This window comes from Tepidimonas thermarum, from assembly GCF_007556705.1.
GTDB lineage: Bacteria > Pseudomonadota > Gammaproteobacteria > Burkholderiales > Burkholderiaceae_C > Tepidimonas > Tepidimonas thermarum.
The window spans coordinates 1-13,497 of record NZ_VJOL01000015.1 but is presented as its reverse complement, the minus strand read 5'-3'; the positions used below and the strand labels follow the sequence as shown (position 1 = coordinate 13,497).

Annotated in this window: 11 protein-coding genes; 8 read left to right on the top strand and 3 right to left on the bottom strand. The window is 68.7% G+C overall.

Features of this window, described 5'->3' with window-relative positions:
• Positions 1-20: 20 nt before the first annotated feature.
• A complete protein-coding gene (locus tag Tther_RS05365; RefSeq protein WP_143901664.1) occupies positions 21-323 on the bottom strand; it encodes an urease subunit gamma in 303 nt (100 codons plus the stop codon).
• Positions 324-392: 69 nt separating this feature from the next.
• Here Tther_RS05365 and Tther_RS13735 point away from each other — a divergent pair, with 69 nt between their 5' ends.
• The 8 genes from Tther_RS13735 (at position 393) to urtE (ending at position 10,153) form a co-directional block, all read left to right on the top strand.
• A complete protein-coding gene (locus Tther_RS13735) occupies positions 393-1,451 on the top strand; it encodes a purine-cytosine permease family protein (RefSeq protein WP_425472804.1) in 1,059 nt (352 codons plus the stop codon).
• Between the two features lie 29 nt (positions 1,452-1,480).
• Positions 1,481-3,433, top strand: coding sequence for an ATP-binding protein (locus Tther_RS13730; RefSeq protein ID WP_425472803.1), 1,953 nt, complete (start codon positions 1,481-1,483; stop codon positions 3,431-3,433).
• Positions 3,408-4,421: a response regulator transcription factor gene (locus tag Tther_RS05355; protein ID WP_143901662.1), complete on the top strand. Its 1,014-nt coding sequence runs from the start codon at positions 3,408-3,410 to the stop codon at positions 4,419-4,421. The genes Tther_RS13730 and Tther_RS05355 overlap by 26 nt, the downstream gene beginning before the upstream one ends.
• Before the next feature lie 111 nt (positions 4,422-4,532).
• A complete protein-coding gene (gene urtA / locus Tther_RS05350; RefSeq protein WP_143901731.1) occupies positions 4,533-5,801 on the top strand; it encodes an urea ABC transporter substrate-binding protein in 1,269 nt (422 codons plus the stop codon).
• A 20-nt stretch (positions 5,802-5,821) separates the two neighbouring features.
• Complete coding sequence (gene urtB, locus Tther_RS05345) at positions 5,822-7,438, top strand: urea ABC transporter permease subunit UrtB (RefSeq protein WP_143901660.1); 1,617 nt, start codon at positions 5,822-5,824, stop codon at positions 7,436-7,438.
• Positions 7,435-8,574, top strand: coding sequence for an urea ABC transporter permease subunit UrtC (gene urtC, locus Tther_RS05340; protein WP_143901658.1), 1,140 nt, complete (start codon positions 7,435-7,437; stop codon positions 8,572-8,574). Before urtB ends, urtC begins: the two co-directional genes overlap by 4 nt.
• Complete coding sequence (gene urtD / locus Tther_RS05335) at positions 8,571-9,443, top strand: urea ABC transporter ATP-binding protein UrtD (RefSeq protein ID WP_143901656.1); 873 nt, start codon at positions 8,571-8,573, stop codon at positions 9,441-9,443. Before urtC ends, urtD begins: the two co-directional genes overlap by 4 nt.
• 5 nt (positions 9,444-9,448) lie before the next feature.
• Positions 9,449-10,153, top strand: coding sequence for an urea ABC transporter ATP-binding subunit UrtE (gene urtE / locus Tther_RS05330; RefSeq protein ID WP_143901653.1), 705 nt, complete (start codon positions 9,449-9,451; stop codon positions 10,151-10,153).
• 4 nt (positions 10,154-10,157) lie between these two features.
• On the opposite strand, the gene Tther_RS05325 is transcribed toward urtE, so the two are convergent.
• The gene (locus Tther_RS05325) at positions 10,158-10,988 is read right to left on the bottom strand and encodes an urease accessory protein UreD (protein WP_143901651.1); all 831 of its coding nucleotides are present in this window, start codon (positions 10,986-10,988) and stop codon (positions 10,158-10,160) included.
• Positions 10,989-11,007: 19 nt separating this feature from the next.
• Complete coding sequence (locus Tther_RS05320) at positions 11,008-13,302, bottom strand: NADP-dependent malic enzyme (protein ID WP_143901649.1); 2,295 nt, start codon at positions 13,300-13,302, stop codon at positions 11,008-11,010.
• Between the last annotated feature and the right edge of the window lie 195 nt (positions 13,303-13,497).

Sequence of the window (13,497 nt, the reverse complement as noted above, 5' to 3'; positions counted from 1 at the left end):
TCCTGGTGTCGAAGGGGGTGTTACGAGATGGGCTGGTGCACGGTAACCAATTTGGTGCCGTCAGGGAAGACGGCTTCGATCTGAATGTCGTGAATCATCTCGGCGACGCCGTCCATCACGTCGTCTCGCGTCAGCACCTGGCGTCCTTCGCTCATGAGCTGCGCCACCGTCTTGCCCTCGCGCGCGCCTTCCAGCACGAACGCGCTGATCAGCGCCACCGCCTCCGGGTAGTTGAGTTTGAGCCCCCGGGCCCGGCGTCGCTCCGCAAGCAGCGCGGCCGTGAAGATCAGCAACTTGTCCTTTTCGCGTGGGGTCAGGTCCATGATCGATGCGCCAGCAAGTGCCGTGCCAGCCTGTCGCGGCGTGGCACGAAAGCTGCAAGTGAGCCGCGTATGCCACCTGCCTGCGCCAACGTCGAGCCGCGCCCGGCACCCTCGGCGCCGATCGCGCCGGTGCGCCGCGCCTACCACCGCTGGGTCGCCAGCGAGACGCTGGAGGACTACGCGCTGCGCTACACGCCACGGCGCTTTCGCCGTTTCAGCGCCGCGCGCGTGGCCAACACGGCGTTCGGCGTCGCCTCATTCCTGGTGCTCGAGGCGGTTGGCGCCACGCTGATGTTGCAGTTTGGCGTCGTCAACGCCGTGGCGGCGATCCTGGTGGCGGGCATCGTCATGGCGTTGGTGGGCTGGCCCATCTGCGTCGCCGCGGCGCGCCATGGCGTGGACATGGACCTGCTGACGCGTGGCGCGGGCTTCGGTTATCTCGGCTCGACGCTGACCTCGCTGATCTACGCCACCTTTACGTTTATCTTCTTCGCGCTGGAGGCGGCGGTGATGGCCTACGCGCTGGAGCTGGCGCTGGGCATCTCGCCCACGTGGGGCTACCTGCTGAGTGCGCTGGTGGTGATTCCGCTGGCGACGCACGGGGTGACGCTCATTGGGCGTTTCCAACTGTGGACGCAGCCGCTGTGGCTGGCGCTGATGCTGCTGCCGTGGATGGCGGTCCTGGTGCAGGACCCGGGGTCGGTGGCGCGCTGGCTGCACCGCGATGGTGCGGTCTTGGCCGCCGATGGGTTCGATGGGCACCGCTTCGGTGCGGCGCTGACGGTGGCGCTGGCGCTGGTGACGCAGATGGGCGAGCAGGCCGACTACTTGCGCTTCATGCCACCGCAGCGGCCCGGTCGGCGCTGGCGTTGGTGGCTGGCGGTGGCTGTCGGTGGTCCGGGCTGGGTGGTGCCTGGGGTGCTCAAGATGCTGGCCGGGGCGTGGCTCGCACACCTGGCTTTGGAGCACGGGGTGGACGCCGCGCACGCGGTGGATCCGAACCAGATGTACCGCGTCGCCTACGAGCACCTGCTGACGCCCGGCTGGGCGGTGGCGGCCACGGCGTTGTTCGTCGTCGTCTCGCAACTCAAGATCAACGTTACCAACGCCTACGCGGGTCGCGCCTGACGCACCACCATCCCGGACGTGTGGTCTGGATGGTGTTCAACATCGCACTGGCCTGGCTGTTGATGGAGATGAATGTCTTTCACGCGCTGGGGGCGGTGCTGGGCTTGTATGCGCACGTGGCGCTGGCGTGGCTGGTTGCGGTGGCGGCGGATCTGTTGGTGCTCAAGCCGCTTGGCTGGTCGCCGCGCGGCATCGAGTTCCGTCGAGCGCACCTCGTGGACATCAACCCGGTCGGTGTGGGCGCGATGGTCGGCGCCTCGCTGCTCGGGGTGGCGGCGCATGTCGGCGCATTCGGCGCGCTCGCGCAGGCGTTCTCAGCGTTGGTGTCGATGGGGGCGGCGTTTGGCCTCACGGTGCTGTTGGGTGCCTGGACGCGCGGCCGCCATCATCTGGCGCGTGGGCCCGACCCGGCGGTGGCTGGCGACGCGGCGGGCGCGCCTGCTGGCGCGCCGGTGGCCCTGCGCTGTGTCGTGTGCCAGGGCGAATACGAAGGGCCGGACATGGCGCGCTGTCCGGCCTACGGTGGCTGGATCTGCTCGTTGTGCTGCACGCTGGATGCGCGCTGCGGCGACGCCTGCAAGCCACATGCGCGCCTGGGCACGCAGCTGCGCGCCTGGCTGCGGCGCTGGCTGCCACGGCGTTGGCAGCCCTACGTGGACGCCGGGGTGGCGCACTACGTCGTGCTGCTGGCGGCGACCGCACTGGTGCTGGCCGGGCTGCTGGCGCTGCTGGCGCAGCAGGATCTGCGCCAGGCGCAGGCGCTGGGGGCCCCGGTGACGCTGATCCACGAAGCCTACCGCAAGGTCTACGGGGTGCTGTTGGCGCTGGCAGCGGGGGTGGTGTGGTGGCTGGTGCTGGCGCAGCGTGCCCGCCGCGTGGCGCTGCGCGAGTCCAACCGCTACACGCGGCTGTTGCTGCGCGAGATCGATGCCCACCGCCGCACCGATGCCCAGCTGCAGCGCGCGCGCGAGCAGGCCGAGGCCGCGCGCCGCGCCGCCGAGCAGGCCAATGACGCCAAGAGCCGCTACCTGATGGCCATCAGCCACGAGCTGCGCACGCCGCTGGGCGCCATCATGCTGTACGTGCAGTCGCTGCAGCGCGACGAAACGCTGCAAGAGCGCCAGGCCCACGCACTGGCGATGATCCACCGCGCCGGTGAGCACGTGCTGTCACTGATCGAGGGTACGCTGGACCTGGCGCGCATCGAGGCCGGACGCGTGACGCTGGACATACGCCCCATCGACGTGCGCGCTCTGCTTGAGGATGTGGGCGCGCTCCTGGCACCGCAGGCGCGCGCCAAGGGGCTGCGCTTCGAGCTGGAGGGCCCGCCGCGCTGGCCGGCAGCCGTGCGCGCCGACGCTGCGCGTCTGCGTCAGGTGCTGCTCAATCTGCTGGGGAATGCGGTGCGCTACACGGACGCCGGCACGGTCACGCTGCGCGTGGCCTGGGCGCGGGAGCTTGCCACCATCGAGGTTACCGACACCGGTCCGGGCATGAGCGCCGCAGAGCTGGAGCGGGTGTTCGAACCGTTCGCCCGTGGGGCGGCCGCCAGCCGCGCTGCCGGTGCCGGCCTCGGGCTGACGATCGCGCGCATGCTGACCGAGTTGATGGGAGGCGAGCTGACCGTGCGCAGCGCGCTGGGGCAGGGCACGACATTCCGGCTGCGGCTGTACCTCCCCGAGGTGGCCGCCCCGGTCGTGGCCGCCGCACCCGCGCCCGGGCCGGTGCCTACAACGCTGCCGCCGCCTGCCGTGGTGTCGGAATGCCCAGGGCTGCGCGTGTGGCCGCCGCCGCTGCGAGCGGCGCTGCTGGAGCGTGTGCGCCTGGGCTGGGCGCGCGGCGTGTTGCGGCTGCTGGATGAGGCGCCGCCCCTGCCCGGCGCGGAAGCGGTGCGGCGGGCCGCGCGCGCGCTGGAGTTCGACCTGCTGGAGCGATGGCTGATGGAGGCAAGCGACGATGCGACCGCACGTGCTGGAGAGTGAAACCGGGCCACTGGTGCTGATCGTGGACGACGTGCCCGAGAGCCTGGTGGCGTTGCAGGACATGCTGGACGATACCGGCTACACGGTGCTGGTGGCCAGCGACGGGCCCACCGCGCTGCAGCGCGCACGCCAAGCGCGGCCCGATGTGATCCTGCTGGATGCGCTGATGCCTGGCATGGATGGCTTCGAGGTGGCGCGCCGGCTCAAGGCCGACGAGCGCACCGCCGGCATTCCGATTCTGTTCATGACGGGCCTGACCGAAACCGAGCACTTGATCGAAGGGCTGGCGGCCGGAGCGGTCGACTATGTGACCAAGCCGGTCAAGCCGCAGGAGGTGATCGCGCGCATCGGCATACACCTGCGCACCTCGCGCCAGATCCGGCAGGGATCGATGGTGCAGCGGCAGGCGCGCAACGCGCTGGATGCGTTCGGTTTTGCCACGATCACGGTGCGCATGCGCGACGGCCGGCTCCTGTGGCAGACGCCGCTGGCGCGCGAACTGCTGTGGCGCTACTGTGGCACCGAGTCGCCCGTGACGCCGGAGCCGGTGCTGCAGTGGTTGCGCCGCTATGGGCCAGACTTGTGCCGCGGCTACCCGGCGCCTGCGGAGCCGCCGCGCCTGACGCTGACCAAGGGCACACGGCGGCTGACGTTGCGGCTGTACCGTTCCGTGGACGATCCGTCCGACACCAGTGCCGATAGCGAGGGTGGCCACTGGCTGATCGTCATGCAGGAGACCTCCGACACCAGCGTACTGGAGGCGCTGATGAGCACCTTTGGCCTGACCGCGCGCGAGGCCGAGGTGCTCTACTGGGTCGTGCAGGGCAAGATCAACCGTGACATTGCCGACATCGTCGGGGCCAGCGCCGCCACCGTCAAGAAGCACCTGGAGCGCATCCACGCCAAGCTCGGCGTGGAGACGCGCACCGCGGCAGCGGCGCTGGCGCTGCAGCGCGTGCCGCAGTTGCGCCCGGGCGGCGGGGTGTAGCGCCAGCGCGCGCGTACGCCATCCGGCGTACAGACGCGGCGGGGCGCGTTGCCTAGCATGGGAAGCGTCCGATGCCTTCCATCGCTTCCTCAACTGCGGAGAACCACCATGATGCAACGTCGCTCCACGCTCAAGGCCCTGTCCGCCGCCGCCGCCATGGCTGCCTTCGGCCCACTGTCGGCTCGCGCCCAGTCCGGCCCCATCAAGGTCGGCATCCTGCACTCGCTGTCGGGCACGATGGCGATTTCCGAGACGGTGCTCAAGGACATTGCACTGATGACCATCGAGGAGATCAACGCCGCCGGCGGCGTGCTCGGACGCAAGCTCGAACCGGTGGTGGTCGACCCGGCCTCCAACTGGCCGCTGTTTGCCGAGAAGGCGCGCCAGCTGCTGACGCAGGACAAGGTGGCCGCGGTGTTCGGCTGCTGGACGTCGGTCAGCCGCAAGTCGGTGCTGCCGGTGTTCGAGGAGCTCAATGGCCTGTTGTTCTATCCCGTGCAGTACGAGGGCGAGGAGCTCAGCAAGAACGTCTTCTACACCGGCGCCGCGCCCAACCAGCAGGCCATTCCCGCGGTGGAATACCTGATGAGCAAGGACGGCGGCAGTGCAAAACGCTTTGTGCTGCTTGGCACCGACTACGTCTACCCGCGCACCACCAACAAGATCCTGCGCGCGTTCCTGAAGTCCAAGGGCATTCCTGAGGCCGACATCATGGAGGAGTACACCCCGTTTGGCCACAGTGACTACCAGACCATCATCGCCAAGATCAAGCAGTTCGCTGCCGCCGGCAAGAAGACCTGCGTCATTTCCACCATCAACGGCGACTCCAACGTGCCGTTCTACAAGGAGCTGGGCAACCAAGGCCTCAAGGCCACCGATGTGCCGGTGGTGGCCTTCAGCGTCGGCGAGGAGGAGTTGCGTGGCGTCGATACCAAACCGTTGGTCGGGCACCTGGCGGCGTGGAACTACTTCATGTCGATCAAGAACCCGGCCAACGACGCCTTCATCAAGAAGTGGGCCGCCTACGCCAAGGCGAAGAACATCCCCGGCCACAAAGACAAGCCGCTGACCAACGACCCGATGGAAGCCACCTACATCGGCATCCACATGTGGAAGCAAGCGGTCGAGAAGGCCAAGAGCACCGCGGTGGATGAGGTCATCGCTGCGATGGCCGGGCAGACCTTTGACGCCCCATGTGGCTTCAAGGTCAAGATGGACGAGCGCAACCACCACCTGCACAAGCCGGTGTTCATCGGCGAGGTGCGTGCCGACGGTCAATTCAACGTCGTCTGGAAGACGAAAGGACCGATCCGCGCGCAGCCGTGGAGCCCGTTCATTCCCGGCAATGAGAAGAAGAAAGACGTGCCGGAGAAGGCCTGACGCAGCCAGGAAGGTGGGGTATGACAACACGCGCATCGCGCCAGCTCGTCGCGGCGCTGCTGGCTGGCCTGCTCGTGCTGTGGCCGCGGCTGGCCCCAGCACTGACAGGGGACCAGGCGCTGGCGGTGGCCGAGGGCACGGTGGCTGAACGGGTGCAGGCGATTACGCAGTTGGCCGCCGCGCCCGACCCGGCTGCGGCGGTGCTGCTGCGTGCGCTGCAGGACGAGCGCGTGCGCGTGCACCAGGGCAGCGTCTGGATTGAGCGTGACGATGCCCGGGGCCAGCGTGCCGACAGCGGCGCCATCGAGCCCATACCGCCCGAGGCCGAGGCGCCGCTGCTGAACAACCGGCTGCGCGCTGCCCTGGCGCTGGCGCTGGCGGCGCTGGACCTGCAGGAAGCGGACGTGGCGCGCCAGCGCGCGGCGGCGGTGACGCTGCGCCGCGCGCTGCTGGAGGAGCCGGACGAGGCATTTGCACCGCTGCTGCGCGCGGCGTTGGCGCCGCAGCGCCAGCCTGCGCTGGATGGGCACGCTGCGGCATTGCTGGCCCAGGCGCTGGCGGCGGTGGAGCTCGCGGATGCCGATCCGGTTCGGCGCGGCGCGGCCGCTGCCGTGCTGGGCGAAAGCGGCGAGCGGCAGGCGCTGCCGCTGTTGCAGCGGCAACGCGCGCAGGAGACCGACCCGGCGGTCGTGCACGCGCTGCGTCAGGCCGAGCAGGCGCTGCAGCGCACGCTGGCGCTGGCGGAGGTCGGTGGCACGGTGTTCACCGGGTTGAGTCTGGGCTCCATCCTGTTGCTGGCGGCACTCGGACTGGCGATCACCTACGGCCTGATGGGCGTCATCAACATGGCGCACGGTGAGCTGATCATGGTCGGCGCCTACGCCACCTACGTCGTGCAGCAGCTGTTCGCGCGGCTGTGGCCGCAATGGTTCGACTGGTACGTGCTGGCGGCGCTGCCCGTGGCGTTTTTCGCCACGGCGCTGGTCGGCGCGGCCATCGAGCGCGGTGTCATCCGCCACCTCTACGGCCGGCCGCTGGAGACGTTGCTGGCCACCTGGGGCTTGAGTCTGATCCTGATGCAGGCGGTGCGCAGCCTGTTCGGCGCGCAGAACGTCACGGTGGAAAACCCCGCTTGGCTCAGTGGAGCCCTCGCCGTGCCCGGGGGGCTGGTGCTGCCGTGGAACCGGATCGCGATTTTGGTGTTCGCTGCTGCGGTACTGCTCGCCGTCGCGTGGGTGCTGGCGCGAACGCGGCTGGGGCTGTTCGTGCGCGGTGTGACGCAGAACCGACCGATGGCAGCCTGCATGGGGGTGCCGACCGGTCGCGTGGATGCGCTGGCGTTCGCGTTCGGCTCCGGCGTGGCAGGGCTTGCGGGTGTGGCGCTGAGCCAGATTGGCAACGTCGGGCCAGATCTGGGTCAGAGCTACATCATCGACTCGTTCATGGTCGTGGTGGTGGGCGGTGTCGGGCAGCTGGCTGGTACGGTGCTCGCGGCTATGGGGCTGGGCCTGTTGAACAAGCTTTTGGAGGGGTGGGCCGGCGCGGTGCTGGCCAAGATTGCCGTGCTGGTGCTGATCGTGATCTTCATCCAGAAGCGGCCACAGGGGCTGTTTGCACTCAAAGGGAGGCAGGCATGAGCATCACCGCTTCGACCTCAGGCGCGGGGCTGGCCGCAGCGCGCGGGCCGCGGTTGCTGGCGCCGCGGGCGCACGCGCTGTGGTTGGCCCTCATACTGGTGGCGGGGGTGGCCCCGCTGCTGAACCTCGCGGTGCCGCCGGATAGTGTCTGGCACCTGAGCGACCACTGGATCACGCTGCTTGGCAAGATCATGTGCTATGCCATCTGCGCGCTCGCGCTGGATCTGATCTGGGGTTATACCGGCATCTTGAGCCTCGGGCATGGGCTCTTTTTCGCGCTGGGCGGCTACGTGATGGGCATGTACCTGATGCGCCAGATCGGTACCGATGGCCACTACGGCAGCGAACTGCCCGACTTCATGGTGTTCCTCGACTGGCAAGCGCTGCCGTGGCACTGGGCGCTGTCGCACAGCTTCGCGGCCACCCTGGTGCTGATCGTGCTGGTGCCCGGGCTGCTGGCCTGGGTGTTTGGCTACTTCGCATTCCGCGCGCGCATCCAAGGTGTCTATTTTTCGATCATCACGCAGGCCCTGACATTCGCCGCGATGCTGCTGTTCTACCGCAACGAGACCGGCTTCGGCGGCAACAACGGCTTCACAGACTTCAAGCGCATCCTGGGCTACCCGATCACGACCTCGCAGACGCGCGTGGCGCTGTTCGCCCTCACGGGCCTTGCGCTGATCGGCTGCTACCTGCTGGCGCGTTGGCTGACGACCAGCAAGTTCGGTCGCGTGCTGCAAGCCATCCGCGATGCCGAGGGACGGGTGATGTTTTGCGGATATGACCCGCTGCCTTACAAGCTCGCGATCTGGACGCTGTCCGCCGTGATGTGCGCGGTGGCCGGGGCGTTGTATGTGCCGCAGGTCGGCATCATCAACCCGCGCGAGATGAGCCCGGCGGCCAGCATCGAAATCGCGGTGTGGACGGCAGTGGGTGGCCGTGGCACGCTGGTGGGTCCGATCGTGGGGGCGTTTGCGGTCAACGGTGCCAAGAGCTGGCTGACCGTGGTGGCACCGGAGGTGTGGCTCTACGCGCTGGGCGCGCTGTTTGTTGCGGTAACGCTGTGGATGCCGCAGGGCTTGGTGGGGCTGTGGCGGCGCTGGGTGGGTTACCGCGGCGGGGAGCGTCACGAATGACCCCCGACCTGCTGCAAAGCGGCTCCGAGCGTTGGCGGCGCGCCCAGCAACGCACCGGGCAGGATGGTGCCAGGGGCGACCGCGCCGCGGTGTTCTCACACCCGGTACAGCCCGGCGCCATCGACACCAGCCACGGGCGCATCCTCTATCTGGAGGACGTGCAGGTCAGCTTCGATGGCTACAAGGCGCTCAAGGGTCTGAACCTGGATATTGCGCCGGGCGAGCTGCGCGCCATCATCGGGCCCAACGGCGCCGGCAAGACGACGATGCTGGACGTGATCACCGGTCGCACGCGCCCTGACCGCGGCAGCGTCTTCCTGGGCAGCACGATCGACCTGCTGCGCTACCGCGAGCCGCAGATCGCTGCGCTGGGGGTGGGACGCAAGTTCCAGAAACCCACCGTGTTCGAGCCGCTGACGGTGTGGGAGAACCTCGAGCTGGCGCTGGCGGGCGACAAGCGCGTGCGCGCGAGTCTGACCTTTCGCCCCAGCGCGGCGCAGCGCCAGCGCCTTGAGGCGTTGCTGGCGCTGATCCACTTGGAGGATGCCGCCCAGCGGCCGGCAGGGACGCTAAGCCACGGGCAGAAGCAGTGGCTGGAGATCGGCATGCTGCTGGCCCAGGAGCCCAAGGTGTTGCTGCTGGACGAGCCCGTGGCAGGCATGACCGACGACGAGACCGAGCGCACCGCGCAGCTGCTGCTCAAGCTCAAGGGTCGCCACACGCTGGTGGTGGTGGAGCACGACATGGCTTTCGTGCGGGTGATTGCCGACAAAGTCACCGTGCTGTGCGACGGTGCGGTGCTCACGGAAGGCCCGTTCGAGCAGGTGGCGCGCGATGCGCGTGTCATCGAGGTTTATCTGGGACGTTGACGGCTATGCTGGTGATTGACGACGTGCATCAGTATTACGGCGGCTCGCATATCTTGCGCGGCATCAGCCTGCAGGCGCGCGCCGGCGAGATCACCGTCGTGCTGGGCCGTAACGGGGTCGGCAAGACCACGCTGCTGAAAAGCCTGATGGGCCTGGTGCCGATCCGTCAGGGCTGCATCACCTTCGACGGCATGGAGCTGGCGCGCCGTCCCGTGCACGAGCGCGCGCACCGCGGCATCGGCTACGTGCCGCAGGGCCGCGAGATCTTCCCGCGCCTGACGGTGCGCGAAAACCTGCTGCTGGGGCTGGCCAGCCGCCCGGCCGGCACGCCGCTGCCACCGCAGCTGTTCGAGCTCTTTCCGGTGTTGGCGGATATGCAGGGCCGCCGCGGCGGGGATCTTTCGGGTGGGCAGCAGCAGCAGCTCGCCATCGCGCGTGCGCTGGCTGCGCGGCCGCGGCTGTTGGTGCTGGATGAGCCGACCGAAGGTATTCAGCCCAACATCATCCAGGCCATAGGCCGTGTGCTGCGCCAGCTGGCGCGACAGGGGTTGGACGGCGAGCCGATGGCGATCCTGCTGGTCGAGCAGTACTACGATTTCGCGCGCGAGCTTGCCGACCGCTACGTGGTCCTCGAGCGCGGCGCGGTGGTGGCCAGCGGCAGCGGCGATGAGATGGACACGCAAGGCGTGCGCGCGATGGTGGCGCTGTAGCGGGTCAGACGCGCCACAGCCGCAGAGGCGGCGCTTGCAGCCCCCAGGCCTGCTGGCGCAGCACGGCGCGTAAACGCTGCCACAGCACCATCAACGGCTCGACCACCTCAGCGAGCCCCCGCACCACCAGCACACGCTCGTGCGGGCAAGTGGCGCCGGCGGCCACCGGCTCGAGCGTGGCCGGCAGTTCGGCGCGTACGGCCTCCAGCAGCCGTTCGCGCTCAGCTTCGTTCCACGGGGTGCCGCTCGCCAGCACCAGTGTGCCGAGGGTGCGACGCCCGGCCAGGCCGGGGCCGCTGTCGAGCAGCCAGCGGTCGGCAGCGTCCAGCCACCCTTCGTCGAGCCAGACGTCATCGACGGCCATGCGCTGCTGCAGCACACCGGCAGCGAACGGGTCGCCGGCCTGCGGCAGGCCAAGCGCGCACACTTCCCACGCCAGCAGCTGCGCACCCGGGGCGAGTTTGGCGTCGAAGGCATTGCGCGCGATGCAGCCGGGGTAGGCAATCGTCTCCGCCGGCAGCCATTCCAGCCGCGCACCAGCCTCTACATGGGCGCGCACCGTCTGCGCCGCGCGCTCGCCGTCGCTGCGGTAAAAGCGCGTGGCACCCGGCGTCGTCACCAGTACGTGCGCGCCGGGCTGCACGCGCACGTCGATGGCCAGCTCGTCACCGCCGACGATGCCGCCGGGCGGATGCACCAGCACCGCATGCACCACCGCCGGGCCTTCCGGGTGCAACGTCTGCAGCACGCGCAGTGGCCCCTCGTGCGCGAACGCGAGCCGGCTGCGCCCACCGGCGATGCTGCCGTGCAACTCCAGCCGCGCGTGCCAGCCCATCGGTGCCGTCGTTCCGTCTTCAGCGCTGCACCGCTGCCGCGGCCACCGCCGTCATGTTGAGCACGCGGCGCACGGTGGCCGCCGGCGTCAGGATGTACGCGGTGCCGTTGACACCCATCAGGATCGGGCCCACCGTCACGCCGCCGCTGGTGGTGGTCTTCATCACGTTGTAGAGGATGTTGGCGGCGTCCAGGTTGGGGCAGACCAGCAGGTTGGCGCTGCCGCTCAGCGTCGAGTCGGACAGAAAGCGCGCGCGGATTTCGGGTTCGAGCGCCGCATCACCGTGCAGTTCACCATCGCACTCGATCTGCGGGTGGGCGGCCACGAACAAGTCGCGTGCCTGCCGCATCTTGCGCGCGCTGGCGCGCTTGGACGAGCCGAACGTGGAGTGCGACAAAAACGCCACCTTGGGCACGATGCCAAAGCGTTGCACCTCCTGCGCGGCCATCGAGGCGATTTCGGCCAGCTGCTCGGCCGTCGGGTCCTCGTTGACGTAGGTGTCGGTGATGAAGATCGGCCCGCGGTCGGTGTTGACGGCGTTGAGCGCGGCGTAGAGCGACGCGCCCGGGCGGCGGCCCAGGATGCTGTCGATGCGCTCCAGGTGCGTGGTGTAGGTGCCCACCAACCCGCAGATCAGCGCGTCGGCGTCGCCCAGGTGCAGCATCAACGAACCGATGATGGTGTTGGAGCGGCGCACCGCGGCCTTGGCCACCTCGGGCGTGGCGCCGTTGCGCTTCATGAGCTGGTGGTAGGCCTCCCAATACTGGCGAAAGCGCGGGTCGTCCTCGGGGTTGACGTTTTCCGCGTCCACGCCCAGGCGCAGGTGCAGGCCCGCCTTGCGGATGCGCGCTTCGATGACCGCCGGGCGGCCGATCAGGATCGGGCGTGCGATGCCTTCTTCCAGTGCGAGCTGCGCCGCGCGCAAGGCGCGCTCATCCTCGCCATCGGCATAGGCCACGCGGGGTTTGGGGGCGGCGGCCTTGGCGGCGTTGAAGATCGGCCGCATCAGGATGCCCGTTTGGTAGACGAAGCGCTGCAAACTGTCGCGGTAGGCGGCCAAGTCGGCGATCGGGCGCGTGGCCACGCCCGATTCGGCCGCGGCTTGCGCCACGGCCGGCGCGATGCGCAGGATCATGCGCGTGTCGAACGGCTTGGGGATCAGGTAGTCCGGCCCAAACTGCAGGTCCTGCCCGGCGTAGGCCGCAGCCACCTCGTCGCTGATTTCGGCCTTGGCCAGCGCGGCGATTTCGCGCACGCAGGCCAGCTTCATCGCCTCGGTGATGCGGGTGGCGCCGCAGTCCAGCGCGCCGCGGAAGATGTAGGGGAAGCACAGGACGTTGTTGACTTGGTTGGGGTAGTCGCTGCGGCCGGTGGCGATGATGCAGTCGGGCCGCGCGGCTTTGGCGACCTCGGGCCGGATCTCCGGCTCCGGGTTGGCCAGGGCCAGGATGACGGGCCGATCGGCCATGGTCTGCACCATCTCGGCGGTGAGCACGCCAGGCGCCGAGCAGCCCAAAAAGACGTCCGCGCCGCGCACCGCATCGGCCAGGGTGCGCGCGTCGGTGCGGCGGCAGTAGCGGCGCTTGGATTCGTCCAAGCGGCCAGCCAGCGCATCCTCGCGCTGGTCGTGGATGACGCCTTTGGAGTCGCACACCAGCATGTGCTCGGGCCGCGCGCCCAGCGCCACGAACAGGTCGAGCACCGCGATGGCGGCAGCACCCGCGCCCGAGACCGCGATGCGCACGTCCCCGATGGCCTTGCCCGTGAGCTCGAGCGCGTTGATGAGTGCCGCCGAGGCAATGATGGCCGTGCCGTGCTGGTCGTCGTGAAAGACGGGGATGTTGAGCCGCTCGCGCAGCTTGCGCTCGATGGTGAAGCACTCCGGCGCCTTGATGTCTTCCAGGTTGATGCCGCCCAGTGTGGGCTCGAGCGCGGCGATGATGTCGACCAGCTTGTCCGGGTCTTTTTCGGCCAGCTCGATGTCAAAGACGTCGATGCCGGCGAACTTTTTGAACAAACAGCCTTTGCCCTCCATCACGGGTTTGCCAGCCAGCGGGCCGATGTCGCCCAGGCCCAGCACCGCCGTGCCGTTGGTGACCACGCCCACCAGGTTGCCGCGGCTCGTGTAGTCGGCGGCTTTGTTGGGGTCGGCGGCGATTTCCAGGCACGGGTAGGCCACGCCGGGGGAGTAGGCCAGGCTCAGGTCGCGCTGGTTGGACAGCGCTTTGGTCGGGGTGACGGCAATCTTGCCACGGGTGGGGACGCGGTGGTATTCGAGCGCGGCGTCGCGCAGGGCTTGCTCGGCGGGGGTCATGGTGTGCACAACGAAGGGTAATGAGTCGCTATCGGTATCGAGTGTAGCGAGTGCGCGCCGCTTGCATCGATTGTGCAACCTCTTTTCTGTAAATTTCCGGTTGGGTGGTCATGACAACCGGGTTACAGGTTGAAGTTGAGATAGACCTTGCCGGTCAGCCACTCGTCGTCGAGTTCGGCGAGCATTGCGGAAACC

Excerpts from the sequence above, each read along its gene's own strand:
- Tther_RS05365 (WP_143901664.1), bottom strand. The coding sequence starts at position 323 with ATGGACCTGACCCCACGCGAAAAGGACAAGTTGCTGATCTTCACGGCC.
- Tther_RS13735 (WP_425472804.1), top strand. The coding sequence starts at position 393 with ATGCCACCTGCCTGCGCCAACGTCGAGCCGCGCCCGGCACCCTCGGCG.
- Tther_RS13730 (WP_425472803.1), top strand. The coding sequence starts at position 1,481 with ATGGTGTTCAACATCGCACTGGCCTGGCTGTTGATGGAGATGAATGTC.
- Tther_RS05355 (WP_143901662.1), top strand. The coding sequence starts at position 3,408 with ATGCGACCGCACGTGCTGGAGAGTGAAACCGGGCCACTGGTGCTGATC.
- urtA (WP_143901731.1), top strand. The coding sequence starts at position 4,533 with ATGCAACGTCGCTCCACGCTCAAGGCCCTGTCCGCCGCCGCCGCCATG.
- urtB (WP_143901660.1), top strand. The coding sequence starts at position 5,822 with ATGACAACACGCGCATCGCGCCAGCTCGTCGCGGCGCTGCTGGCTGGC.
- urtC (WP_143901658.1), top strand. The coding sequence starts at position 7,435 with ATGAGCATCACCGCTTCGACCTCAGGCGCGGGGCTGGCCGCAGCGCGC.
- urtD (WP_143901656.1), top strand. The coding sequence starts at position 8,571 with ATGACCCCCGACCTGCTGCAAAGCGGCTCCGAGCGTTGGCGGCGCGCC.
- urtE (WP_143901653.1), top strand. The coding sequence starts at position 9,449 with ATGCTGGTGATTGACGACGTGCATCAGTATTACGGCGGCTCGCATATC.
- Tther_RS05325 (WP_143901651.1), bottom strand. The coding sequence starts at position 10,988 with ATGGGCTGGCACGCGCGGCTGGAGTTGCACGGCAGCATCGCCGGTGGG.
- Tther_RS05320 (WP_143901649.1), bottom strand. The coding sequence starts at position 13,302 with ATGACCCCCGCCGAGCAAGCCCTGCGCGACGCCGCGCTCGAATACCAC.